Source organism: Rhizobium sp. BR 362 (genome assembly GCF_036528765.1).
Lineage (GTDB): Bacteria > Pseudomonadota > Alphaproteobacteria > Rhizobiales > Rhizobiaceae > Rhizobium.
Genome location: NZ_JARWGH010000005.1, coordinates 273,297 through 298,287 on the forward strand (window position 1 = coordinate 273,297; position 24,991 = coordinate 298,287).

General features: G+C 60.7%; 25 protein-coding genes. 18 read left to right on the plus strand and 7 right to left on the minus strand.

The genetic code is table 11. The features are described 5' to 3' along the window. Window positions 1-27 precede the first annotated feature (27 nt). The 3 genes from rpmA to QDY28_RS09890 all read left to right on the plus strand — a co-directional run bounded on the left by rpmA (window position 28) and on the right by QDY28_RS09890 (window position 1,645). Entirely contained in the window at window positions 28-297 is a 270-nt protein-coding gene (rpmA, locus tag QDY28_RS09880) for a 50S ribosomal protein L27 (protein WP_022717527.1), read from the plus strand. A 128-nt stretch (window positions 298-425) separates the two neighbouring features. Further along, on the plus strand, window positions 426-1,061 hold the full coding sequence (locus tag QDY28_RS09885) for a GNAT family N-acetyltransferase (RefSeq protein ID WP_331381506.1): 636 nt from the start codon (window positions 426-428) through the stop codon (window positions 1,059-1,061). After that, on the plus strand, window positions 1,058-1,645 hold the full coding sequence (locus QDY28_RS09890) for a GNAT family N-acetyltransferase (RefSeq protein WP_331381507.1): 588 nt from the start codon (window positions 1,058-1,060) through the stop codon (window positions 1,643-1,645). Before QDY28_RS09885 ends, QDY28_RS09890 begins: the two co-directional genes overlap by 4 nt. A 249-nt stretch (window positions 1,646-1,894) precedes the next feature. Here the strand turns inward: QDY28_RS09890 and QDY28_RS09895 are convergent, their stop codons facing one another. After that, on the minus strand, window positions 1,895-2,746 hold the full coding sequence (locus tag QDY28_RS09895; protein WP_331381508.1) for an endonuclease/exonuclease/phosphatase family protein: 852 nt from the start codon (window positions 2,744-2,746) through the stop codon (window positions 1,895-1,897). Window positions 2,747-2,927: 181 nt separating this feature from the next. Here QDY28_RS09895 and obgE point away from each other — a divergent pair, with 181 nt between their 5' ends. From obgE to modC, 7 genes are all read left to right on the plus strand, one after another. Then, window positions 2,928-4,073: a GTPase ObgE gene (gene obgE, locus QDY28_RS09900; protein WP_331381509.1), complete on the plus strand. Its 1,146-nt coding sequence runs from the start codon at window positions 2,928-2,930 to the stop codon at window positions 4,071-4,073. Next, window positions 4,070-5,239 carry a glutamate 5-kinase gene (gene proB, locus QDY28_RS09905; protein ID WP_331381510.1) on the plus strand — a complete coding sequence of 390 codons (1,170 nt, stop codon included), beginning with the start codon at window positions 4,070-4,072 and terminating at the stop codon, window positions 5,237-5,239. The genes obgE and proB overlap by 4 nt, the downstream gene beginning before the upstream one ends. After that, window positions 5,232-6,515 carry a glutamate-5-semialdehyde dehydrogenase gene (locus tag QDY28_RS09910; RefSeq protein ID WP_331381511.1) on the plus strand — a complete coding sequence of 428 codons (1,284 nt, stop codon included), beginning with the start codon at window positions 5,232-5,234 and terminating at the stop codon, window positions 6,513-6,515. Before proB ends, QDY28_RS09910 begins: the two co-directional genes overlap by 8 nt. Window positions 6,516-6,555: 40 nt before the next feature. Next, window positions 6,556-7,137: a nicotinate-nucleotide adenylyltransferase gene (locus QDY28_RS09915; protein ID WP_331381617.1), complete on the plus strand. Its 582-nt coding sequence runs from the start codon at window positions 6,556-6,558 to the stop codon at window positions 7,135-7,137. 573 nt (window positions 7,138-7,710) lie between these two features. Continuing rightward, a complete protein-coding gene (gene modA / locus QDY28_RS09920; RefSeq protein ID WP_331381512.1) occupies window positions 7,711-8,508 on the plus strand; it encodes a molybdate ABC transporter substrate-binding protein in 798 nt (265 codons plus the stop codon). Between the two features lie 87 nt (window positions 8,509-8,595). After that, window positions 8,596-9,297, plus strand: a complete 702-nt coding sequence (gene modB, locus QDY28_RS09925) for a molybdate ABC transporter permease subunit (protein WP_331381513.1) — start codon at window positions 8,596-8,598, stop codon at window positions 9,295-9,297. Further along, the gene (gene modC / locus QDY28_RS09930; RefSeq protein ID WP_331381514.1) at window positions 9,294-10,367 is read left to right on the plus strand and encodes a molybdenum ABC transporter ATP-binding protein; all 1,074 of its coding nucleotides are present in this window, start codon (window positions 9,294-9,296) and stop codon (window positions 10,365-10,367) included. Before modB ends, modC begins: the two co-directional genes overlap by 4 nt. 6 nt (window positions 10,368-10,373) lie before the next feature. On the opposite strand, the gene QDY28_RS09935 is transcribed toward modC, so the two are convergent. Next, window positions 10,374-10,766: a winged helix-turn-helix domain-containing protein gene (locus QDY28_RS09935; protein WP_331381515.1), complete on the minus strand. Its 393-nt coding sequence runs from the start codon at window positions 10,764-10,766 to the stop codon at window positions 10,374-10,376. A gap of 278 nt (window positions 10,767-11,044) precedes the next feature. Between QDY28_RS09935 and rsfS the strand changes: the two genes are divergently transcribed. The 6 genes from rsfS to QDY28_RS09965 all read left to right on the plus strand — a co-directional run bounded on the left by rsfS (window position 11,045) and on the right by QDY28_RS09965 (window position 17,242). Continuing rightward, on the plus strand, window positions 11,045-11,491 hold the full coding sequence (rsfS, locus tag QDY28_RS09940) for a ribosome silencing factor (RefSeq protein WP_331381516.1): 447 nt from the start codon (window positions 11,045-11,047) through the stop codon (window positions 11,489-11,491). Between the two features lie 319 nt (window positions 11,492-11,810). Next, the gene (gene rlmH, locus QDY28_RS09945; protein ID WP_331381517.1) at window positions 11,811-12,293 is read left to right on the plus strand and encodes a 23S rRNA (pseudouridine(1915)-N(3))-methyltransferase RlmH; all 483 of its coding nucleotides are present in this window, start codon (window positions 11,811-11,813) and stop codon (window positions 12,291-12,293) included. Window positions 12,294-12,471: 178 nt separating this feature from the next. Next, window positions 12,472-13,959 carry a murein hydrolase activator EnvC family protein gene (locus QDY28_RS09950; protein WP_331381518.1) on the plus strand — a complete coding sequence of 496 codons (1,488 nt, stop codon included), beginning with the start codon at window positions 12,472-12,474 and terminating at the stop codon, window positions 13,957-13,959. Then, window positions 13,949-15,277 (plus strand): S41 family peptidase, encoded by a 1,329-nt coding sequence (locus QDY28_RS09955; protein ID WP_331381519.1) that lies wholly within the window; start codon window positions 13,949-13,951, stop codon window positions 15,275-15,277. Before QDY28_RS09950 ends, QDY28_RS09955 begins: the two co-directional genes overlap by 11 nt. A 218-nt stretch (window positions 15,278-15,495) precedes the next feature. Continuing rightward, a complete protein-coding gene (locus QDY28_RS09960; protein WP_331381520.1) occupies window positions 15,496-16,686 on the plus strand; it encodes a divergent polysaccharide deacetylase family protein in 1,191 nt (396 codons plus the stop codon). A 16-nt stretch (window positions 16,687-16,702) separates the two neighbouring features. After that, complete coding sequence (locus tag QDY28_RS09965; RefSeq protein ID WP_331381521.1) at window positions 16,703-17,242, plus strand: RNA pyrophosphohydrolase; 540 nt, start codon at window positions 16,703-16,705, stop codon at window positions 17,240-17,242. Window positions 17,243-17,385: 143 nt separating this feature from the next. Here the strand turns inward: QDY28_RS09965 and bfr are convergent, their stop codons facing one another. Then, window positions 17,386-17,871: a bacterioferritin gene (bfr, locus tag QDY28_RS09970; RefSeq protein ID WP_331381522.1), complete on the minus strand. Its 486-nt coding sequence runs from the start codon at window positions 17,869-17,871 to the stop codon at window positions 17,386-17,388. Then, the gene (locus QDY28_RS09975; protein ID WP_245276610.1) at window positions 17,837-18,109 is read right to left on the minus strand and encodes a (2Fe-2S)-binding protein; all 273 of its coding nucleotides are present in this window, start codon (window positions 18,107-18,109) and stop codon (window positions 17,837-17,839) included. Before QDY28_RS09975 ends, bfr begins: the two co-directional genes overlap by 35 nt. Between QDY28_RS09975 and QDY28_RS09980 the strand changes: the two genes are divergently transcribed. Beyond that, the gene (locus QDY28_RS09980) at window positions 17,996-18,271 is read left to right on the plus strand and encodes a hypothetical protein (RefSeq protein WP_331381618.1); all 276 of its coding nucleotides are present in this window, start codon (window positions 17,996-17,998) and stop codon (window positions 18,269-18,271) included. The genes QDY28_RS09975 and QDY28_RS09980 overlap by 114 nt on opposite strands. Window positions 18,272-18,289: 18 nt before the next feature. Here the strand turns inward: QDY28_RS09980 and QDY28_RS09985 are convergent, their stop codons facing one another. From QDY28_RS09985 to QDY28_RS09995, 3 genes are read right to left on the minus strand one after another with little or no spacing between them, the layout of a single operon-like run. Next, complete coding sequence (locus QDY28_RS09985) at window positions 18,290-21,682, minus strand: error-prone DNA polymerase (RefSeq protein ID WP_331381523.1); 3,393 nt, start codon at window positions 21,680-21,682, stop codon at window positions 18,290-18,292. Further along, complete coding sequence (locus QDY28_RS09990; protein ID WP_331381619.1) at window positions 21,679-23,106, minus strand: Y-family DNA polymerase; 1,428 nt, start codon at window positions 23,104-23,106, stop codon at window positions 21,679-21,681. The genes QDY28_RS09985 and QDY28_RS09990 overlap by 4 nt, the downstream gene beginning before the upstream one ends. Window positions 23,107-23,146: 40 nt before the next feature. Next, window positions 23,147-24,115, minus strand: a complete 969-nt coding sequence (locus QDY28_RS09995; RefSeq protein WP_331381524.1) for an ImuA family protein — start codon at window positions 24,113-24,115, stop codon at window positions 23,147-23,149. 163 nt (window positions 24,116-24,278) lie between these two features. On the opposite strand from QDY28_RS09995, the gene QDY28_RS10000 reads away from it, so the two are divergent. Next, window positions 24,279-24,716, plus strand: coding sequence for a metallopeptidase family protein (locus tag QDY28_RS10000; protein WP_028753756.1), 438 nt, complete (start codon window positions 24,279-24,281; stop codon window positions 24,714-24,716). The last annotated feature ends 275 nt before the right edge of the window (window positions 24,717-24,991 follow it).

The window sequence follows — 24,991 nt, forward strand, 5'->3', positions numbered from 1 at the left end:
GGGATCAAGGTTTAAAGGAGAACTCCAATGGCACACAAAAAAGCTGGCGGTTCCTCGCGCAACGGTCGCGATTCCGAATCCAAGCGCCTTGGCGTGAAGAAGTTCGGCGGCGAAGCCGTCATCGCAGGCAACATCATCGTGCGTCAGCGCGGTACGCAGTGGCATCCGGGCGCCAATGTCGGCCTCGGCAAAGACCATACCATTTTTGCGCTTACGGCCGGCAATGTGGACTACCGTACGAAGGCCAATGGCCGCGTGTACGTATCTGTAATGCCGAAAGCGGAAGCAGCGGAATAAGCCGGTAGCGCTCTAAAACAGCCGGCGTCTCATCGACCCGGCTGACCGCACCAGGTTCAGTCCAGAGAAAAGGGGAGATGGGGCGCCATCTCCCCTTTTTCTTTACCCCAACCAAGGAGGACTGAACCATGCAAGGCGAATTGTTAAGGGAAGGCCAATCGAGGTCTCCCGAAGAACGGCTGAGGCCGGAGCGGTTAAGGACCGATTGCCCTGTCTTGTTGTCGGAAAGGCTCGTTCTGCGCGCGCCCCACGAAGAAGACATCGACGCCCTTGCCCATCTCGCCAACAACGCCAACGTCGCCACAATGGTATCGCGTATGCCGCACCCGTATACGACCGCCGATGCCGCCGATTTCGTGCGACGCACGAAGCTTGGCGAGATTGGCAAGTGCGTCTATGCGATCACCAAAGCCGACAACGGCGCCTTTCTCGGTTGCTGCGGCGTCGAGCCGACGGCTGATCCGCGGACCGTCGAGATCGGTTATTGGCTAGGCGAGCCCTACTGGAACCAGGGCTATACGACGGAAGCCGCCCACGCCCTGATCGACATGGTCTTCCGCACGCGCGAAAACGTCGCCCAGATCGATGCCCGTTGCCGGGTGATGAACGTTGCATCGAGGCGGGTCGTGCAGAAGTGCGGCTTCCAGTTCCAGGGATCCGGCCTTGCCGCATCGCTGGCGCTCGGCAGCACGGTATCGGTCGAATGGTACCGGCTCGACCGCAAGACCTGGATGTCTTTGCGTAGCTGGGGAGGTCTGAGATGAACGCCGCCATCCTGCCCCGCCGCGACGTCAGGATCATGACGCCCGGGCCGACGCCGGTCATCCGGACCGAACGGCTGACGCTGCGCCCGCACCGGCTCGGCGACGCCGACGCGATGACGGAATCCCTGTCGGATTTCGCCGTCACCCGCATGCTGGCCCGCGTGCCGGTGCCATACGACCGACAGGATGCGCTGGACTGGCTGGTCCCGCGCACCGCCGGTCTCGATAACGACTGGATGCTCGCCATTACCGAGCGGGACGACGTCCATATCGGTTGCGTCGGCATTGACCTCCGGCATGGCCGCTGGCATCTCGGCTACTGGCTGAACCGCTATTATTGGCGGCGCGGCATCATGAGCGAGGCTGTCCCGGCCGTCCTCGAGCGCTTCGCTCGTCGCATGCCCGAAGTCGCCGTGTTCTCCGGCGTCTTCGCCGACAACCCGGCGTCGTTGAAGCTGCAGCAGAAGCTCGGCTTCGACATCATCGGCTGCGCGGAGGTCTACAGCTTTGCCCGCAACACCATGGTTCCGCATATCGAAACCGTGCTGAAGCCGGGCGCGCTGCGGCTCTCGCAAGCGGCGTGAGATAGAGGATGAGGATGGTCAGGCGCGTTTGTGTTCGATGCGCTTTCGTGCCTGGCCCCTCACCCTAGCCCTCTCCCCGCCAGCGGGGCGAGGGGACTGGCTCACTATTTGCCGCTCTTACGGAGCCAATTGTGAAACGACTGATTTAATACGATAATTCCCTCTCCCAGTACAAACGGGGAGAGGGCTAGGGTGAGGGGCCAGGCAGAAACGCGCGGCAACGGCGGACGGGCCTGACCATCATCAATTTCATCCATCGATCTCGATCCACACCGGAAAGTGATCGGACCCATCCGCATCGACATCCACATGGGCCGATCGCAGACGATCGCTGAGCCCGCAACTGATGAAGCAATAGTCGAGATGCATGCGCTTGCTGCGATCTGTCGGATCCATCCAGCTATAGGCTTCGGGCGTCAGCCAGCCGGCGGCATCGAGCGCGTCGGTCGGCGTATCGAAACGCGGCAGACGGCCGTAGAAAGCGTCCTTCAGTCCGGCAAGCGCGCAATATTCCGGCGATTCCGGCACCATATTGAAATCGCCCATCAGGACAAAATCCTCCGGCAGTGGCGGATCGGGGTGGTCGATCTCCATCGCGCCCGTCAACGCGCCGCCATCGCGCACAAAGTTAATCGCATGGTCCCTAAGATAGTGGATCTGGCGGATGCGCTCGTCCGGAGAGACGTGGTCAAGCTGCACGGAGTAGGCGCGGATCGCGCCACCGGGCGCATGAATCACCGCTTCGACGGCCGCACGCTGCAGATTGAGCTTGGAAAGCGTGCGGCTGCGCGGCAGAAGCAGTGTACGCGTCGCGAGGATAGGCCAGCGCGACAGCACCATGTTGCCGAACTGAAAGCGGAGATCGCGTGGGCCGGCGCCAAGCGGCAGCAGGTCCATTCCCACCCCATAGATGGAGTAGTAGTCGGGCAGCAATGCTTCGATCGCAGCGACCATGTCGATGCCGCCGTTGCGGGCGAAACCGCGAGTTACCTCCTGCAAAGCGATAATATCGGCGCCCGCAAGGTTTGCGACGATGCGTTCGAGATCATATCTGCCGTCGAGGCCGAAGCCGTACTGGATGTTATAGCTCACCAACTTCACGATAATCTTTGACCTCCGGCTGAACGGCCTATATCGAAGGCGACATGACGGGCAGATGACCGCGCCGCCTGTCCTGGCGGACAGGCAGAGGACGCGGTAACAATTGAAAAGAGCGCAGAAGCTTTCTTGAATCCCATTCGATCCCAGGGGTTATGCGCCAATACCGAGTGACGGAAGTAAAATGAAATTTCTCGACGAAGCAAAGGTCTATATTCGGTCTGGTGACGGCGGCGCGGGCAGCGTTTCCTTCCGGCGTGAGAAATTCATCGAGTTCGGCGGTCCGGACGGCGGCGATGGCGGCCGCGGCGGCGATGTCTGGGTCGAGGCCGTCAATGGTCTGAATACGCTGATCGATTTCCGATATCAGCAGCATTTCAAGGCCAAGATCGGCATGCATGGCATGGGCAAGAACCGCGCCGGCGCCAAGGGCGACGACGTGACGCTGAAAGTCCCCGTCGGCACGCAGATTTTCGAAGAGGACCAGGAAACCCTGATCTGCGACTTGACGCAGGAGGGTCAGCGCTTTCGTCTCGCCGCCGGCGGCAATGGCGGCTTCGGCAACGCCTATTTCAAATCCTCGGTCAATCAGGCGCCCGATTGGGCCAATCCCGGCCTGCCGGGCGAAGAAAAAACCATTTGGCTGCGGCTGAAGCTGATCGCCGATGCCGGCCTCGTCGGCCTGCCGAATGCCGGCAAGTCGACCTTTCTTGCCGCCGTCAGCCGCGCCCGGCCGAAGATAGCCAACTATCCATTCACGACGCTTCATCCCAATCTTGGCGTCGCCACCATCGACAGTCAGGAGTTCATTCTGGCCGATATTCCCGGCCTGATCGAAGGCGCGCATGAAGGTGTGGGCATCGGCGACCGCTTCCTCGGCCATGTCGAACGCACCCGCGTGCTGCTGCATCTCGTCTCTGCCCAGGAAGAGAAGGTCGGCAAGGCCTATAAGACCGTCAAGCACGAGCTCGAAGCCTATGGCAACGACATCACGGAAAAGCCGGAGATCGTGGCGCTGTCGCAGATCGACGTGCTCGACGAAGAAACGCTGAAGAAGAAGACGCGGGAACTGGCGCGGGCCTGCGGCAAGACGCCCTTCCAAATCTCCGCCGTCACAGGCCGCGGCATGACCGAGGTGCTGCGCGCGCTGCGCGATGTGATTGTCGAAGCAAACGCCGGGGCTGAGGAAGAGAAACCGGCGAAGGCACCGAAGCTGCGCCACCGCGACATGCAGCTCTCCGACGACGCTGGCGAAGACGAGCGCCATAGTGACGACGGGCGCCGTGGTGACGACGGGCGCCGTGGTGACGACGGAGATCATCAGGGATGACTGCCCGCAAGCCTCTCGACCGCTACCGCCGCATCGTCATTAAGATCGGCTCTGCCCTTCTCGTCGACCGCAAGGCCGGCCTGAAGAAGGCTTGGCTCGATGGCATGTGTGCCGATATCGCCGCGCTGAAGGCCAAGGGCGTCGATGTGCTCGTCGTCTCCTCCGGCGCTATTGCGCTCGGCCGGTCCGTTCTCGACCTGCCCTCGGGCGCACTGAAGCTGGAGGAAAGCCAGGCGGCGGCGGCCGTCGGTCAGATTTCGCTGGCGCGCGCCTGGTCGGAAAGCCTGTCGCACGACGATATCGTCGCCGGCCAGATTCTGCTGACGCTCGGCGACACCGAAGAGCGCCGGCGCTATCTCAATGCCCGCGCCACCATCAACCAGCTCCTGAAGATCGGCGCCGTGCCGATCATCAACGAAAACGATACGGTCGCCACCAGCGAAATCCGCTATGGCGACAATGATCGCCTCGCCGCTCGCGTTGCCACCATGACCGGCGCCGACCTGCTGATCCTCCTGTCCGACATCGACGGGCTCTACACCGCTCCGCCGCACCTCGATCCGCAGGCGAAATTCCTCGATACGATTGCGGAAATCACGCCTGATATCGAAGGCATGGCCGGCGGCGCAGCGTCCGAACTGTCGCGCGGCGGCATGCGCACCAAGATCGATGCCGGCAAGATCGCCACCGGCGCCGGCTGCGCCATGATCATCGCCTCGGGCAAGACGGATCGGCCGCTGAATGCCATCGCAAACGGCGCGCGCTCCTCCTGGTTCGCGCCGTCGGGCACGCCCGTGACCGCCCGCAAGACCTGGATTGCCGGACAGTTGCAGCCAGCCGGCGAGCTGCATGTGGACGAAGGCGCCGTCACCGCGCTCGGCGCCGGCAAGAGCCTGTTGCCCGCCGGCGTGCGCAGCATTGTCGGCCATTTCGGCCGTGGTGACACCGTTGCCGTCATCGGCCCGTCGGGCCGCGAAATCGCTCGTGGCCTTGTCGGTTACGATGCGGAGGAAGCCCGCCAGATCACCGGCCGCAAGTCGACGGAGATCGAGGCAATCCTCGGCTATCCCGGTCGCGCCGCCATGGTGCACCGTGACGACCTCGTCATGACGGCGTCCGTCAAGACGAAGGCAGAAAAACTGAAGAAGGATGAAGCCCATGCTTGATACCGTCGCACAAAGCCCCGACATCGATGCGCTGATGAATGATATCGGCCGCAAGGCTCGGGCTGCGTCGCGACCTCTGGCCTTTGCTTCGACCGAGAGCAAGAACAAGGCGTTGAACGCCATGGCGGATGCCATTCTCGCCCGCAAGGATCAGATTCTGGCCGAAAACGCAAAGGACCTGAAAGACGTCGAAGGCACGGACATGCTCGCCTCCTTCGTCGATCGCCTGACGCTGAACGACAAGCGTGTCGCCGAGATGGCGGAAGGCATTCGCGCCATCGCGGCCTTCGCCGATCCGGTTGGCGAAGTCATCGCCGCCTGGGATCGACCGAACGGCCTGAAGATCGAGCGCGTGCGCACGCCGCTCGGCGTCATCGGCGTCATCTTTGAAAGCCGGCCGAACGTCACTGCGGACGCCGGTGCTCTGTGCCTGAAGGCCGGCAATGCCGTGATCCTGCGCTGCGGCAGCGATTCGCGCCGCTCCTCACATGCGATCCATGAATGCCTGGTCGAAGGGCTGAAGGCGGCGGGCATACCGGAGCACGCCATTCAGCTCGTGCCGGTCAGCGACCGCGCCGCCGTTGGCGCCATGCTGCGCGGCCTCGAAGGCAATATCGACGTCATCGTGCCGCGCGGCGGCAAGAGCCTTGTTGCCCGCGTACAGACCGAGGCCCGCCTGCCGGTCTTTGCGCATCTGGAAGGCCTCTGCCATATCTATATCGACGCTTCGGCCGATCTCGACATGGCGAGATCCATCGTCGTCAATGCCAAGATGCGCCGCACCGGTATCTGCGGCGCGGCCGAAACGCTGCTGGTCGACTCCAAGGTCGCTTCCACTCATCTGAAGCCGCTGCTCGATGGGCTTGCCGAAGCAGGCTGCGAAATCCGCGGCTCCGCCGATGTGCTCAAGCTCGTTCCCGGCCTGAAGGCGGCGACGGAAGAGGATTGGTCGACGGAATATCTGGCCGCGATCATCTCGATCGCGCTGGTCGACGGCATTTCCGGTGCGATTGCCCATATAGGCAAATATTCGTCCAACCATACCGAGGCCGTGATTGCCGAGGACCCAGCCGTGGTCGAGCGCTTCTTCACCGAGATCGATTCGGCAATCCTGCTGCACAACGCCTCGACGCAATTTGCCGACGGCGGCGAATTCGGCATGGGCGCGGAGATCGGCATCGCCACCGGCAAGATGCATGCGCGTGGGCCGGTTGGCGTCGAGCAGCTCACCTCCTTCAAATATCGTGTGCGCGGCACCGGACAAATACGGTCCTGACGTGCACAACAAGGAAGAGATCGATTACCGCTATCTGCGCATGCCGCATGCCGAACGCGGCATGGTGGTCGGTCTTTTCGGAGGTTCCTTCAATCCGCCGCATCAAGGCCATGCGCTTGTCGCCGAAATCGCGCTGCGTCGGCTTGGCCTTGATCAGCTCTGGTGGATGGTGACGCCCGGCAATCCGCTGAAGAGCCGCAATCATCTCGCCCCGCTTGCAGAACGCATCGCGCTCAGCGAGGCGATCACCCATGATCCGCGCATCAAGGTGACGGCTTTCGAGCATATGCTCGGCATGAGCTACACGGCCAATACGCTCGCCTACGTCAAGGCGCGCAATACCCACGTTCATTTCATCTGGATCATGGGCGCCGACAGTCTCAATACGTTTCACCGCTGGCAAAAATGGCAGGAAATTGCCCGCACTTTCCCGATCGCCGTCATCGACCGGCCGGGATCGACGCTATCCTATCTCTCCGCAAAGATGGCGAAGACATTTCACTATGCCCGCGTCGACGAGGACGACGCCCGGGTATTGTGGAAAAAGCCAGCACCCGCCTGGACGTTCATTCATGGCCGGCGCTCGACACTAAGTTCGACGGCCTTGCGCGCCGCGCAATGAGTGATTTGCGATATCGCGTCTAATTTTCCGGAAAACCTCCGAAAATGAAAAAGCCCGACGGGGGAGGAGATCCGTCGGGCTTTCAATCCTGATCAGCAACTGGGAGGAGGAGAGTTGCTGATCCATATCGAAAGGCATTGGGAGGAGGAGATCGCCGTTTCGATGATTATGTTTTAGCAGATTTGACCAAATGATAAAACGCTGATAGCGCAATGCAGCAATGTGTTCTTCTCATAGCTTAGGAAATCGTCTGCCCAAAAAATGCTTCTTTTACATGATTTGGGTGAGACGCTTCGATGGCTGTCAGAATAGCACGCCTGAAACTCCCACCAAATCGCACGATTCGTAACGTTGCGTCTTACAGCGTGAGCGTTCGCCATCCCGCGGGGCGAATCCAGCCATGCATATTTGCCGTAACAAAGCATCCTAATATGCGGCCCAAAGGTAAATCCCTATAAAATTCGTAGAGTTACGCTCCGCCCCAGCGCCGTATTTTCCGAAATATATCGCTAGCCAAGCCTCCTCGGCCGTTATATCTCTCGAAATATGACGATGCCTTTTTAGGAGAAAATAATGGCCACGAGCCGCCGCCACTGGATCAAACTTGCAACCGCCGCCCTCTCCACCGCCTGGCTTGGCATGTCGGCCATTCCCGCACCGGCCTTCGCCGCCGAAAAGATCACCGTCTTTGCCGCTGCGAGCATGAAAAACGCGCTGGATAATATCGACGCCGCCTTCACCAAGGAAACCGGCAAGCAGGTCACCGTCTCCTATGCGGCAAGCGGACCGCTGGCCAAGCAGCTCGAAAACGGCGCCCCGGCCGATGTCTTCATATCAGCCGATACCGATTGGATGGATTATGTCGGCAAGAAAAAGCTGATCAAAGACGACAGCCGCATCAACTTGCTCGGCAACCAGATCGTTCTCGTCTCCACCAAGGACAAGGCCAAACCCGTTGAGGTCAAGCAGGGCATGGATCTTGCCGGCCTTCTCGGCGACGGACGCCTGGCGATCGGGCAGCCGGAATCGGTGCCGGCAGGCAAATACGGCAAGGCAGCACTGGAAAAGCTCGGCATCTGGTCTTCCGTCGAGAAAAAGCTGGCCGGTGCTGAAAGCGTACGCGCCGCGCTCGCGCTGGTTTCGCGCGGCGAAGCGCCCTACGGCATCGTCTATAAGACCGACGTTTCCGCCGATCCGGGCGTCGCCGTCGTCGGCACCTTTCCGGAAGACAGCCATCCGCCGATCATCTATCCAATCGCGATCACGGCCAACAGCACCAATCCGGACACGCAGGCCTATGTCGATTATCTGAAATCGGCTAAGGCTGTTCCGTTCTTCGAGCATGAAGGCTTCACGGTTCTGAAGCGCTGAGCGTCATAGCTCGACCGTAGGCAAAAACCTCATCTTTACAGGCTCGCCGGCTAATGGCGGGCCTGACATGTCTTTACGAGGCCGGACTTGGACGCATTGGGTTTGAGCAGCGACGAATGGACGGCGATCGAGCTGAGCCTGCGCGTCTCGACCGTCGCGATGCTGGTGAGCCTGCCCTTCGGCATTGCCGCCGCGATGTTGCTTGCGCGCGGTAAATTCTGGGGCAAATCGATTTTCAACGGCATCATTCACCTGCCGCTGATCCTGCCGCCCGTCGTCACCGGCTTTATTCTCCTCATTCTCTTCGGCCGCAAAGGCCCGATCGGCGCGTTGCTCGACCAATATCTCGGTATCGTCTTCTCCTTCCGCTGGACTGGTGCCGCGCTTGCCTGCGGCGTGATGGGCTTTCCGCTGATGGTCAGAAGCATCCGCCTGTCGATCGAAGCCGTCGACCGCAAGCTGGAGGAGGCGGCCGGGACGCTTGGCGCCAGCCCGCTCTGGATATTCCTCACCGTGACCCTGCCGCTGATCCTGCCGGGTGTCATCGCCGGCATGATCCTTTCCTTCGCCAAGGCCATGGGCGAGTTCGGCGCCACCATTACCTTCGTCTCCAACATTCCCGGCGAAACGCAGACCCTGTCGTCGGCGATCTATACCTTTACGCAGGTGCCCGGCGGCGATGCCGGTGCGCTGCGATTGACGCTCGTCGCGATCGTCATTTCCATGGTGGCATTGCTCGCCTCCGAATTCCTCGCCTATCTCGCCGGCAAGAGGGTGGACTGGGAATGACGCTGACCGTCGACATCCGCCACCGATTGGGCGCTTTCGTACTCGACGCAGCCTTCACGTCGGATGGCGGCGTCACCGCCCTGTTCGGCCGCTCCGGCTCCGGCAAAACGTCAATCATCCGCATCATCGCCGGCCTGATCCAACCCGATTATGGCCATGTCAGCCTCGATGGTACGGTACTCGCAGACACCAATGCTCAGCTTTTTGTTCCGCGTCACCGCCGTCGTTTCGGCTACGTCTTTCAGGAGGCGCGGCTCTTTCCGCATCTTTCCGTGCGGCAGAACCTGAACTACGGCCGCTGGTTCGCGCCGAAAAACGGCCATGGCGAAAGCTTTGATGGGGTCGTTGATCTCCTCGGCATCGCAGCGCTTCTCGATCGAAGGCCCGCAAAACTCTCCGGCGGCGAGAAACAGCGCGTCGCCATTGGCCGCGCCCTGCTGTCGTCACCGCGGCTGCTGCTGATGGACGAACCATTGGCGGCGCTCGACGAGGCCCGCAAAGCGGAGATCCTGCCCTATCTCGAACGGCTCCGCGACGAAACGAAGGTGCCGATCATCTATGTCAGCCACTCTATCGCCGAGGTGGCGCGGCTGGCCAACCGTGTCGTCGTGATGCGCGACGGCAAGGTGGAGGCAACGGGACCGGCGGTCGAGATCTTCAGCCAGCTTTCCGGCCCGCAGGCCGCCGACCGCCGCGAAGCCGGCGTCCTGCTCGAAGGCCGTGTGGAGCATATCGACCGCGGGCATCACTTGACTGTCGTCACGCTGAAAGCTGCCAAGCTCTTCGTCCCCGGCGAAGCGGCGGGAATAGGCAAAACCGTTCGCGTCCACATTCCCGCCCGCGACGTCATGTTGGCCACGGCGCGGCCTGAGGGTCTAAGCGCCCTCAATATCCTCGAAGGCCGGGTGCTTGCCATCGAGACGGCGACCGATGGCACCGTGGAAGTAAAGGTGGATTGCGGCGGCGACAGCGTGCTTGCGCGTATCACACAGTTTTCGTCCGAACGTCTGGGTCTGCGGATCGGACTACCCATCCACGCCGTCATCAAGACCGTAGCGCTTGAATCATAAGAGCAGTCACGACTCCGCCTGCGGTTCTGCAGCCGCGTCGCCCGGGTTCCGATTGGCGTCCAGCCATTCGAGATCGCCGGCAATGGCTTCCCGGACAGAGTTCTCCATGCCACGGAACCGCCGCAGCAACTCCTCCCCAAAGGGCGTCAACGCCGCGCCGCCGCCATTCTGACCGCCGCGCTGGGATTCGACCACCGGCTCCTGGAACATATTGTTCAACTCGCTGATCAACAGCCAGGCGCGGCGATAGGACATGTCCATGGCCCGGCCAGCGGCCGAAATCGAACCGGTTTCGCGAATATGCTCAAGAAGTTCCATCTTGCCGCGTCCAAGCCGGTCCTGCCCCGGAAAACTGATGCGGAGGATGGGTTTGAGGGCCTGTTGCGGAGCTTTGGTCATGGCGTCGGAGCGTTTCGATCTGCTCTTGTGTATACGCGTCCCCGGCTCGCCTGTACATGGGAGGCGGGGAGGGCGGCGGCCGGGCAGGGTTTTACATCACCTAACGTAACCTGATGCTCTCCGAGGGAGCCACGCGAACAATTCGCCCATATATGGTGCGAAAGAGACGGGAATTACCACAAAAGCTTGTCTTTACGTCCAATAGATGACACTCGGCGTCTTGAAACCTTAACGCTTTGGTGCCTATCTTTAACATGTGATCGACTCAGATCATTTGAGTGCATGTTCTGTTACTGAAGGAAGGAAGAGCACTGACAACAGTACACGCCAAGGGAAGAACGCCTGTCGTTGTCCCGAAGAGCCCGGAACGTGGCGTCGATGCCGCTGCCCGCGCCCTGCAAGCCGTCCTCGTAAGCCTCGAGGACTCCAAGGCCGAAAATATCGTCACCATCAACATTGCTGGCAAGTCTGCGCTTGGAGACCACATGGTCGTCGTCTCCGGACGCTCGAACCGGCATGTCCTGGCGATTGCCGACCATCTGATCACCGACCTTAAGGACGAAGGCCTGGGCACCGCCCGCGTCGAAGGCCTGGAAGGCGGCGACTGGGTGCTGATCGACACGGGTGACATCATCATTCACGTGTTCCGTCCCGAGATCCGCGAGTTCTACAACATCGAAAAGATGTGGGCTGCGCCCGATCTTGAGGAAGGCACGCTGCACTAGAGCGCCGTGCGTTCAAATGAACGCACAAAGGTCGCTCTAGCTTTTTGAATCTTGAGCATCTTATCCGCTTGCAGGCGGTTCCGCCTGAAAGCGGGATGCTCTAGCGCATAACCCGAAAATCCTCCTCGATTTTTCGGACAAGAATTATGCGCCGCCCAGAGCGCTATCGCGTTCTTTTCGTGTCCAGCGGACGCGCGGCCCAACAATCGGTTCCGGCCGTTATTCCCGGATCCGGTTTGGCTTCTGACCGCCGGACATGTATGTCCGGCAGCGGTCTATATTTGTGCAGCCATGATGGCGGATATGCTTGGGAGCGGGAATGCGGATAGGTCTTTTTGCCGTGGGACGGTTGAAAACCGGCCGTGAAACGGATCTTGCGGCCCGCTATCTCGACCGTTTCGCCAAGGCTGGTCCAGCAATCGGCTTCGAACTGGCGCGCATGACCGAAGTAGCCGAAAGCCGTGCCTCCAACGGCGAGACGCGAAAGCGTGAGGAAGCGGTCCTGTTGCAGAAAGCGCATCCGGACGGCGGCGTTCTCATTCTGCTCGACGAGCGCGGCAAGGCATTGGACAGCGAAGCCTTTGCCGCTCTGCTCGGCACGTTCCGAGACCAGGGCAAGCGCGATCTGACGATTGCCATCGGCGGCGCCGACGGTCTCGATCCTTCTCTCTACGACAAGGCCGACGCCGCCATCTGCTTGGGCAAAATGACCTGGCCGCATCAGCTTGTGCGCATTCTGATCGCCGAGCAGCTCTATCGCGCAGTCACGATCCTATCCGGGCACCCCTACCATCGGGTTTAGGTCCGCCGCCGGTATCGAAACGCGCGAAAACAGTTGGGCTTTCCGGCATTCTGCGTTAACGGATCGCTCACACAGGCGTGTTTTGATTCCCGCCGCAAAATTGATGATGCTTCCTGGATTATCGCGAAAAATCGGTTTAATTTCGCGCGATTTAAAGGGGCTGAGCCCAAACGACTGGATGAGAAAAACCCCGCCCACGCTTTTCCGCTTGCTGCTGCCGTCCCTGGCGGTGTGCCTTGGCGTCGGTGTCTATCTGGAAAGTCCGTTTCAGTTCCGCGACATGGCCTTGGCGCAGGAAGATAACGGCGCGTCGCCCGCGCCAGCGCAGACCCCTACGCAGACCAAAGACGATCAGCCCGCCGTCACCTCGTCCTCACCATCGGCGCAGCCACCGGAACAGGCGCCAGACCCGGCCGCCGACCTTGCCCGGAAGCGCGATCAGACCCGCGTCGAGCTGGAGGAATTGTCGAAGACGATCAGCCTTTCCGCCGACAAGACGAAAGCGCTGGAAGACAGCATCGCCTCGCTCGACAAGAGCACCGCCAGCCTGCGCCAGGCGCTGATCGACAGCGCCGCCCGCCGCAGGGATATGGACCGCAAGATTCAGCAGAGCGAGAAGACGCTGACCGATCTCGCGATCAAGGAAGACAAGATCCGCAAATCCTTGCACGAGCGCCGCGCGCTGCTGGCCGAAGTTCTGGGCGCTCTGGAACGCATGGGCCGCAACCCGCCGCCGGCGCTGCTTGTAACGCCGGACGATGCGCTCGCTTCCGTGCGCAGCGCCATCCTGCTCGGCGCCGTCGTGCCCGGCATGCGCAAGGAGACTGACAAGCTCATCGCCGATCTCACCGACCTCACCAAGCTGCATGCCGCCACCGCGGCGGAAAAAGCCGATCTTACCGCCACCATGACCAACAGTCTGGAGGAGGAACGGCGCATGGACATGCTGGTCGCCGAAAACGACAAGCACAGCCATGAGAATGCCGCCGAGCTAGATGCCGAGCGCAAGCGCTCCGAAGAATTGGCGGGTCAGGCAACCAGTCTCGAAGGTCTCGTCGCGTCGCTGGAAAGCCAGATCGGCTCGGTGCGCGATGCCGCCGCCGCGGCCCGCGCGGAAGAGGCCCGCCGCGATCAGATGACCGATCAGCAGCGCGAACAGGCAAGGGCATTGGCCGAAAATGGCGTGCCCGATAAAAACCGTATTACGCCCGCATATCCGTTTTCCGACCTCAAACAGAAATTGGAGCTGCCTGTGGCGGGTGATATTCTCCGCCAGTTCGGCGACGATGACGGTACGGGACATACGGCAATGGGTATGACCGTTGCAACCGGCGCCGACGCGCTCGTCACCGCTCCTGCCGACGGCACGGTCGTTTACGCCGGCGCGTTTCGCAGCTATGGCCAGATGGTTATTCTGGATACCGGCGACGGCTATCATATGGTTCTGTCGGGAATGGACGCGATCAAGACGCGTCTCGGCAAATTTGTCTTCGCTGGCGAGCCGCTCGCTACGATGGGGCAAAAAAGAGTCGCGAGCGCGACTGCATTGGCGCTGGAAACGGATCGGCCAACGCTTTACATTGAATTTCGAAAAGATGGGAAGCCGGTCGATTCTCGGCCTTGGTGGACCTCCAAAGACACTGGAAAGGCACGCAATGATACGTAGGGCTTCTCTTGTTCTCGTTGGCGCATTGATGGGTGCGACCGCGATGAGCGTTATCTACACGGCGGTAGCGCCGGCGGAAGCCGCAGGCGCTTCCACGTACAAGGAACTGTCGATTTTCGGCGATGTCTTTGAACGTGTGCGCGCGCAGTACGTAACGCCGCCCCAGGAAGACAAGCTTATTGAAGCCGCCATCAACGGCATGCTGTCCTCGCTGGACCCGCATTCGAGCTACATGAACGCCAAGGACGCCGACGACATGCGCACCCAGACCAAGGGTGAATTCGGCGGTCTCGGCATTGAAGTGACCATGGACAACGACCTGGTCAAGGTCATCACCCCGATCGACGACACGCCCGCCGCCAAGGCCGGTGTTCTCGCCGGTGACTATATCACCGCTATCGACGGTCAGTCGGTCCGCGGCCTGAAGCTGGAAGATGCCGTCGAGAAGATGCGTGGCGCCGTCAAGACGCCGATCAAGCTGACCCTGATGCGCAAGGGCGCCGACAAGCCGATCGAACTCACCATCATCCGTGACGTGATCGCCGTTGCTGCCGTCAAGTCGCGCGAAGAAGGCGGCGATGTCGGTTATCTCCGCATCATCTCCTTTACCGAAAAAACGACGCCGGACCTGGAAGCCGCGATCGCCAAGATCAAGAAGGATATCCCGGCCGACAAGCTGAAGGGCTATGTCCTCGACCTGCGCCTTAATCCAGGCGGCCTGCTCGACCAGGCGATCAACGTTGCCGACGATGTTCTGGAGCGCGGCGAAGTCGTCTCGACCCGCGGCCGCAATCCGGATGAAACCCGCCGTTTCAATGCCGGCCCGGGCGATCTGACGGACGGCAAGCCGATGATCGTGCTCATCAACGGCGGTTCGGCATCGGCATCGGAAATCGTTGCCGGCGCCCTGCAGGATCTGCGCCGCGCCACCGTCCTCGGCACCCAGTCCTTCGGCAAGGGTTCCGTGCAGACGATCATCCCGCTTGGCGATGGCAACGGCGCGTTGCGCCTGACGACGGCGCTTTACTACACGCCGTCGGGCCGTTCGATCCAGGGCACCGGCATTACGCCTGACATCAAGGTCGACGAGCCGCTGCCGGATGACCTGAAGGGCAAGCTTGTGACCGAAGGCGAATCCAGCCTGCCGGGCCACATCAAGGGCCAGAGCGAAACCGACCAGGGCTCCGGCTCGGCCGCCTATGTGCCCCCGGATCCGAAGGACGACGTTCAGCTCAACTACGCGCTCGACCTGTTGCGCGGCGCAAAGAGCGATCCGGCCTTCCCGCCGAACCCGGAAAAGGCGGTTTCCTCGAAATAAGGAAATAGCGCCGGGGCTGGAAACAGACCCGGCGCTTTCATATCAAGAGCGAGGTGACTTATCTCATCTCGCTCGAACTGTTTGAATGGGTTTGATCCTATTCGAAATCCATTTTGGATCTGCTTGAATGTTTTGATCTGAAGCATCTCTCCGCTTTAATGGCGACATCAAAGGGATGCACAGGGCAGACAGTTTCCCGTTTGGGGTGGATACGGACTTTGGGAACGGATTTGCATGCACCGTTGGGCCAGAACCGCGGCTCTGGCCGCAAACGGCGGCGTCCACCCTTCGGGCGCATCCTCGCCGGGTTCTGCCTGATCGCGATCGCCAGTTTTTCCCTCTATTCGGCATTGCTGCGCGACCATCTGCAGAAAACGCCCCCGGCCGAGACCGCAGAAAAGGCCTCATCATCACCAGCGCCTGCCAGTGACAAGCCGGCCACGACCGATCAAACGACGGGCCTGAAACAGGTCGATCCGCAATCCGGGGCTGATACGCATCGTATCGTCACCAGTGACGGCTCCGTCGTCACCATGTTCAGCCCCAACACGCGCGACGGCAACGGCCCGGTGCTGATCAATGCCAATCAGGTCGGCCAGGACCCGCGCATGGCGGCAACGCCGAATGATGCGCTGCTGGAGGATTCGCCTTTCGGCAGGCTGCCGATCATCGCGCCGAGCGGATTGAGGCCGATGGACCAATATGCGCGGCCCTGGTCCGGCGCCCGCGGCACGCGCGTCGCCATCGTCGTCAGCGGCCTCGGCCTCAGCCAGACCGGCACGCAGCGCGCCATCGAGAAACTGCCCGAGGAGATCACGCTCGCCTTTGCCGCCAGCGGCAACAGCCTGCAACGCTGGATGCAGGAGGCGCGGCGTGGTGGCCATGAAATCCTGATCCAAGTGCCCTTCGAGCCCTTCGATTATCCCAGCAACAATCCCGGGCCGGATACGCTTCTGACCTCGCAGCCCGCGGCCAAGAATATCGAGGACCTGCACAAGGCCATGGCCGAAATCACCAACTACACCGGTGTGATGAACTATCTCGGCGGACGCTTCCTGTCGAATGCCGACGCCATGGAACCTGTGATGCGCGATATCGGCAAGCGCGGCCTGCTGTTTCTCGATGACGGCTCCTCGGCGCAGTCGAAATCCGGTACCATCGCCAAGGCGCTGGAGGTGCCGCATGCCTTTGCGGATGTGCAGCTCGACGGAGAATTGCAGCAGGATACGATTTTGAAGAAGCTCGACGAGCTGGAGCGTATCGCGCGCCGCAACGGCTCGGCAATCGGCGTTGCCTCTGCTTTCGACGAGAGTGTCGATGCCATCAGCAAATGGAGCGAGGAGGCAGCCATGCGCGGCATCGAAATCGTTGCCGTCTCGGCCCTCGCCGCCGACCCGAAACATCCCTGAGGCTTGGAGGACAACCATGAGCAAAAGCCACTTCCCCGTCAGAGCTGAAGACCTGCCCTATCGCCCCTGCGTCGGCGTCATGGTGCTCAATCGCGAAGGGCTGGTCTGGGCCGGCAAGCGCATTCCGGACGGCAATTCCGAATATGACGGCTCGCCGCATCTCTGGCAGATGCCGCAGGGCGGCATAGACGAGGGCGAAGATCCGCTGGAAGCAGCCTATCGCGAGCTTCATGAAGAGACCGGCATGAAAAGCGTGACCCTGCTTGCCGAAGCCAGGGACTGGATCAACTACGATCTGCCGCCGCAGTTGATCGGCATCGGCCTCAAGGGAAAATTTCGCGGCCAGACCCAGCGCTGGTTCGCTTTCCGCTTCGACGGCGACGAGAGCGAAATCGCCATCAATCCGCCGCCCGGCGGCCATGAGCCGGAATTCGATGCCTGGGATTGGAAGCCGATGGCCGATCTTCCCGGCCTGATCGTCGCCTTCAAACGGTCGGTCTACGAACAGGTCGTCGCCGAATTCGAACATCTGGCCGGTTTAAAAGCGGAAGATTGAGCGTTTTCGGGCCACGTGAAAAGCGCGGGAATCAATAGAGCGGTTCAGCTTTTCACGGCATTCAGAACCGCTCTATCTCTTTGTTTTACGCAATTCCGGACGGAAAACCGCTTCGCACTTTTCCTGGAATTGCTTCAGGCGAATTATTCAGCAGAATCAGCGGAATCGGCGTTGAGTTGGCCGTATTTGGCCTCGCCGATCTTTTCGAGCAGGTCGATCTGGGTTTCCAGGAAGTCGATATGACCTTCCTCGTCCGCCAGCAGCTCTTCGAACAGCTTCATCGAGACATAGTCGCCGGCGTCATGACAAAGGTCGCGCGACTTCTTGTAGGCGGTGCGGGCATCATATTCGCCGGCAAGATCGGCCTCCAGCACTTCCTTGACATTCTGGCCGATGCGCAGCGGTGCCAGCGTCTGCAGGTTCGGATGTCCCTCGAGGAAGATGATGCGGGCGACAAGGCGATCGGCGTGGTGCATCTCTTCGATGGATTCGGCACGCTCCTTCTTGGCAAGCTTGGTATAACCCCAATCTTCCAGAAGCCGGTAATGAACCCAATATTGATTGACTGCACCGAGTTCGAGAAAGAGGGCCTCGTTAAGCCGCTCGATGACTTTTTTGTCGCCTTTCAATGTCCGCTCTCCTGTTGTCTTCATGAAATTTTTTCAGGCGGGACATGAAATCAAATATTTCCGCTTCCGTCGAGTGGCGGCGGGCATGATAGTCCTCGGTCGTCTGTATAATGATGTCGACGACATTCGGGAAACAGCCGCAGCAGCGGCCGCGCTTCGACATGGCGTGATAGACCTTGGCGGGAACGATGAGCTGCCAACAATCCTGATCGAGGAGTTCGGTGATGACCTCGCGGATTTCCTTGTCGGTGATGTAATTACAACTGCAAACCAGCATTCTTCGCTCAGCCCGTCAAACATGACATCTGCTGTCTTGTTATCTGCGAAAGAAGACGATCCTTGTCAAGAAAAATCGTTCCATTTTTCATCACGCAAGGCGGATAGGGTCATTTCGGCGTGAGATCTAACGTCCTGCACCTCAATGGAAGTTACGACCCCGCGGCATGACGCTTGCCGTGCTGCGGCCATCTGCCGCTGTCTCGGCAACCTGCTCCGGCATCGGTCGGCTTGCTTCGGCAAGCCGCTTCTTTTGCCGGTGATCCATGGTCGGACGCAGGGCCTCATCCGCCCGATCGCTCACGCCGAACCGCCTGGCTTCGCGTTGCAGGATTCCCAGCGCCGGGGTCATATCTTCGATATAGTCGACCACCACATGGATGACGCCGCTTTCGCTCTGCAGGCGGCCGCGGATCTTGACCAGCCGGGCACCCATGACGATGGCCCGGTACTTGTCGAACATCTTCGGCCAGACGATCGCATTCGAAACACCGGTCTCGTCCTCCAGCGTCATGAAGATCACGCCCTTCGCCGAGCCCGGCCGCTGCCGCACCAGCACCAGCCCGGCAATCGTCACAACCCTGCCATTGGCAACATTGGGCAAATCGCGGTTTTGCACGATGCCCATTTTGGAAAAGTCCGCACGCAGGAAGGACACGGGATGCGCCTTCAGCGACAGCGAGAGATAGCGATAATCCTCGATCACCTGCTCGCCGGGCATCATTTCCGGCAGGGAAACGGCGGGCTCGACTTGCAGGTCGGCGCGATCGGCAAGATCGAAGAGGGGAAGCTTTTCGGCCGCACTGCCGGCATCGAGCGCTCTGACAGCCCAAAGCGCCTCTCGTCGGCTTAAGCCGACGGAGCCGAACGCATCCGCATCCGCCAGACGCTCGATCTGCGCCTTGGCAAGACCGGAACGCAGCCAGAGATCGCGCACGGACCGATAGCCATCGCCACGGCGCTCGACGAGCTGCTTCATCTCCTCTTCCGACAGGCCCTTGACCTGTCGGAAACCGATGCGGACGGCGCATTGCGTCTTGATGAGCTCGCGCATCGATGCATGACGCGGCTCGACAGCGCCCTGATCGAAACGCGCCTTCTCCAGCAGGCAATCCCAATTGGAATGATTGATATCCACCGGCCGCATCTCGACGCCATGTTCACGCGCATCGCGAACGAGCTGTGCCGGCGCATAGAAACCCATCGGCTGCGAATTCAGGATCGCCGCGCAGAAGACATCGGGATAATAGGCCTTGAGCCAAGCGGAAGCGTAGACGAGGAGCGCGAAGGAAGCCGCATGGCTTTCGGGAAAGCCGTATTCGCCGAAACCCTTGATCTGCTCGAAACAGTTTTTGGCGAATTCCCGCTCGTATCCTCTCGCAGCCATGCCTTCGACCATCTTATCTTCGAAATTTTTGATCGTACCCGTCCGTTTGAACGTTGCCATCGCTCGCCGCAGCTTGTCGGCTTCGGCCGGCGTAAACCCGGCTGCCGTGATAGCAATCTGCATGGCCTGTTCTTGAAACAGCGGAACACCAAGCGTGCGTTTCAGAACCTCCTTCAGTTCCGGCTTCGGATAATGCGGTTCCTTGCCATGCCTGAGCGCTTCCCGTCGCTTGAGATAGGGATGCACCATGTTGCCCTGGATCGGGCCGGGACGGACGATCGCCACCTCGATGACGAGATCATAGAATTCGCGAGGCCTGAGGCGCGGCAGCATGCTCATTTGCGCCCGACTTTCAATCTGGAAAACGCCGACCGTATCGGCGCGGCAGATCATGTCATAGACCGGCTTGCCGTCCGGATGATTGGCATTGCCGAGATCGGCGAGCGCCTTCTTCACATCATAGTGGAGGAGGAGCAGATCGAAGGCTTTGGCAAGGCAGGTCAACATTCCCAGCGCCAGGACGTCGATCTTGAGAATATCGAGGGAATCAAGGTCGTCCTTGTTCCATTCGATCATATAACGATCATCCATCGCCGTATGCATGATCGGCACGACTTCATCCAGCCTGTCCCTGGTAATGACAAAGCCGCCGACATGCTGGGTCAGATGTCGCGGAAAGCCCATCAGCGTCGAGGCATAGGAAAGAACGCGCTGCGTCGTCCGATCCTTAAGATCGAGACCGGCAATTTTCGCCTCGCGCTCGGACAGCTCCTCCGTCGACCAGCCCCAGACACCGCTCGCCAGAGCCGACTGCACATCCTCCGACAGGCCGAAGGCCTTGGCCACCTCGCGGCCGGCGGAACGCGCCCGGTAGCTGGTGACCGCCGCTGTCAGTCCGGCATGCTCCTTTGAGTAATGCTTATAGATATACTGAATGACGTCTTCGCGCCTCTCATGCTCGAAATCGACGTCGATATCAGGCGGCTCCTCCCGCTCCGTCGAGATGAAGCGCTCGAACAAAAGCGTCGTGAGCTGTGGATTGACCTCGGTAATTCGAAGGCAATAGCAGACCGTGGAATTGGCGGCCGAGCCGCGTCCCTGGCATAGGATATTTTGACTGCGGGCATACTCCATGATGCGATGTACCGTCAGGAAATAGGGCTCGTACTGCCTCTGCTTGATCAGCTCGAGTTCATAATCGATTTGTTTGGCGACCTTTTCCGGAATGCCATTGGGATATCGCCATTTGGCACCTGTCCGCGTCAATCGCTCCAGCGTTTTGGATACGGTTTCGCCCTCTACACTCTCATCGGGATAATTGTGCTTCAGCTCATCCAATGAGAAAGACAGCCGGCTAAAAAACCTCTGCGTATTGGCAATGGCCTTCGGATAATCTTTGAAAAGACGCGCCATTTCGGTGCCACCTTTCAGATAGCGTTCGGCATTCGCCGCCAGCTTGAAACCGGCCTCGGCGATCGGGACATGTTCACGGATCGAAACGACGATATCGGCAAGCGGTTTGCGCTCGCTCGCGTGATAGAGCGGCTGATTGGTAGCGATCAACCGCACTCCGTTTCTGAGCGCGAGGAGGGAGAGTGTCGCGAAGGACAGATGATCCCGCCCGTCATAGGCGGGCGACAGCGCCATGTGGAGTTTCCTGCCGAAGCGCATCCAGAGCCGCGCCAGGCACTCTTCCAATTTCGCCTGTCCCTCCAGCGCTTCCACGCTCGCAGCATCCGGAACGAGCGCCAGCATCATCTCGTCACCCCATTCCAAGAGATCGGCTTCGTAAAGCTCGCAGTCTCCTTTCTCGGCACGCAGATTGCCGGCGCTCAGCAACCGGCAGAGATGCGCCCAACCCTTGCGATTCTGAGGGAAGGCAAGGATGTCGGGCGTATCGTCCGAAAAGACCAGGCGAGCGCCGGGCTGAAAGCGATAGCCATGCTGTTTGGCGATGATATGCGCCCTCACCACACCGGCGACACTGTTGCGGTCAGCGATGCCAAGACCACTAAGCCCAGCGACCTTGGCGGCCAGAACCATTTCTTCCGGATGCGAAGCTCCTTCGAGAAAGGAGAAATTCGATCGTGCCCCGATCTCGAAAAAGGGCGCGATTTCAGGGGTTGGGGCAGGGGCAGGGCCGTTCATGCGAAGACCCCATGCATGTACCAACTCGGCGGTGTGACGCCCTGACCGTAGAGCCCCCTGCGGAACAGCCAGAAACGATGACCGGCGTCATCCTCGATGCGGAAATAGTCACGGGTCGGCGTATCCTCCTCGTCGATCCACCATTCTGCTGCAAGCCGCTCCGGCCCTTCCGCCCGCAGCACCCGGTGCGTTATCCGCCGCCAGCGGAACTGCCGAGGCGGGCCGTCAGGCACTTCGGTGGCAAAGGTTTCGATCGGCTCGGGCATCCGAAACAGCCGGAGCGGCCGCTCCCCGCGGAAAAAGCCATGACCGGCATGCTCGCTTCCCGTCCGCCTGTGCGCAGCAAGGATTTCTACGACGGGCATCGGTCGTACGGCTCGTTCAGGAATATGGCTTTCCTGCAACTCGAAGCCCTGCAGGCAATCCGGCCCCAGGCGGGCGGCCACCCGATCGACAAAAGCAGCGAGCGACCCGTCCTGGCAGTCCTCTCCGACAAAATCGTCCTGCGTCGCGTCGAAAGGCGCATGTTCCAGGACATTGAGGCGGACGATTTCGAAGCCGTATCCCGCATCAATATCATCATGAACTGCGGTAAAGCGTTCTGTAAACAGACCGGCGATCCGCCTCGGCTCCCGCAGCGGCTGCGACGCCCCGGCGGCGATGCGGAAGACCGCGCCATCGACCCGGAACAGCAAAAGCTCGAAGGAACGGCCACCGACACCACGCGCCTCCAGTCCGGGCTTCAACGTTTCGGCAAGCTGGTGTGTCAGTTGCAGAATATCGGCCTCCGCCTGTACCGGCTCGGCAAGCCGCCGCTCGGCTGACAATTGCGCAACCGGGCGGCGCGGCGAGATCGGTTCCTCGTTCAGGCCCACGGCCTGATCGAGCCGCAAAAGCAGTTGCGCGCCGAAACGGCGGGTCAGCGGCGCCCGCGGCGCGGCCAGAAGATCGCCCACCTGCTTCAATCCCAGCTTCTGCAATGCGGCGACGGTTTCCTCGCCGAGCCTCAGCGAGGCGACCGGCAGCGGCGCCAGCGCCTCTTCCATGGCCTCGGGGGGAACGACGCGGCTGTCGTCGAAGCGGGCAACCGCCCAGGACAGGCCCGGCGCGGAGGAGATGGCGCCGCGGACATCGAGACCAAGCTGGGAAATCCGGATCAGAATATCTTCGAGCAGCGCCTCTTCGCCGCCGAAGAGATGGGCACAGCCGGTAATATCGAGGAAAAGCCCGTCCTTGCCGTCGATCGCCACCAGCGGCGTATAGCGATCGCACCAATCGGCGATCGCCTCCAGCAGTTTGCGGTCCGCCCCCGGATCCTCTTCGACGACGTCAAGGGCAGGACAGATCGCCTTCGCCTCGGCAACGCCCTGCGCGAGCTTCAGGCCGATCGTCTCGGCCCTTTCATTGAGCGCGGTGAGCCGCATGGCATTGTTCAGCTTGCCGGCACAGGCGAGCGGCGGCGCCTCAAGCCGACCGGTCGAACGCCAGGACAGACCCCATCGCTTGCGGGCGATCCGATCGGTCGGCAGATGCGGAAAGGTCAGCGCCAGAATGCGCTGCGTATTCACCGGGAAAGGCAGGGTGCTGAGCGTCGAGGACAGGGGCAAACTGGCGGTCATGGGCATTCCACTCCAGGGTTATGGAAAAGGGCGCCGGGTTGCGGCTTTTTTCCAGGGTGAGACGAAAGGCCGGATGACCGATGCTGCCGCCAAGCAGCGATCCATCCGGCAGGGGCCGTGCCAAGGCCGGCGCGGGTTCGACGGAGAGACGGAAGAGAGCGCTGCTCGCCTCCTCCTCGCCTCCCTGTCGCAATAGAAACAAGGGCCGTCCCGCCGCCTTGGCCCGAAGCGCAAGCCGCCGGCTTTCGGTGAGCCCGAAGCGGACCGGATTGCCGCGTATCTCCAAAATGACGACCGCAAAGGCCGCACTGACAAGCGCCGTCTCCGCCAGCCATAGCGCCTCTTCCAGCTTGCGCGGCGATGCCTGCAGAAAACCGGCCGGCTCCAATCCGAAATCCCGAAGCCCGATCGCATAGGGCAAGCCCGCTTCCATCGCCGCGACCGTATCGCCGATCCATAAAACCGGCAGTACGGCCGCGGTTTTGCCGGCGGCTTGCCCCCCAGGCCGCGCAGCGAGAACTCTGAGCCGTGCAGCAAGAGCGAGGGTGAAACCGCTGGCCGCTCCGGCATCACGCAAGGCGAGCGAACGGATCTCCGTCAGCGCATCGAGCGGCACGCCGCCCTGCATCGCCTCGTCGAGATCGGCAACGCCTGTCGCAAGCGGCTGGACAGCATCGGCCGAACCGGCCTCCGGCTCCGCCGCCCGTGCCTCATGCGCCGCTGCTGCCAGCGCCGGTATCGGCCTGCCTTCCAGTCGGGCAATGGTTTCACGCAGGGCAAAAAGCGTCTCCCGCGCCACGGCGGCCTCAGCCATGACGTTAGCTCCAGATCCATTATGTTCCTGTTATGTTCTTATGGATTCCAGAGGTCAGAAGAAGAGTCAACACCATTTTATGAGAAAATATTCCTCTGCCTGATTCCACTCTCGAAAAACCGAAACAAAGGCTCTATATGACCAGCTAAGGAAGGAAGCATTCATGGCCCGCATTGACCAGAGCGAGGATTGGCGGGACCGCCACGCCCCCTCAATCAGCACATTCGAATCTCTGGCCATGGAGGCTTACAGCCACCTGCCGGACGAATTCCGTTCGCTCACCGGCAACCTCATCATCCTCATCGAGGACTTTCCCGACGACGACGTGTTCGAGGACATGGCCCTGGAAACACCCTTCGACCTGCTCGGGCTCTTCGAAGGCCGCGGCATATCGGAGCGTTTCACCGCTCAAACCGGGGAAATGCCAAACAAGATCCGCCTCTATCGTCGGCCGATCATCGATTACTGGGCGGAAAATGACGAAACTCTCGGCGACATCATCACCCATGTCCTGATCCACGAGATCGGCCACCATTTTGGCCTCAGCGACGAGGACATGGAGCGCATCGAGGCGAGCGCCGAGGAAGCAACGGATCGCTGACCCGCCTTCACATCCGAAAATACTGGAAAGGAATAAAGCCCGCCGATTTACTCGCCAGGGTGAAGTCTCTGCTGCCGCCGATCATTCCAATCGTTGACGAGTACCGCTACCCAACCCAACGCCGCGATGACAAAGGGTAAAACGAAGAAAAAGAAGATGGCTGCGCTATTCATATTTTCAGCCTCCCCAAACGTGTCTTGCTGCCAAATGTAGTGTCAAAGCAGCAAAAAGCCAACTGGCGCTGGAAAGGATAGCGATCCAGGAGAACTGTAAAG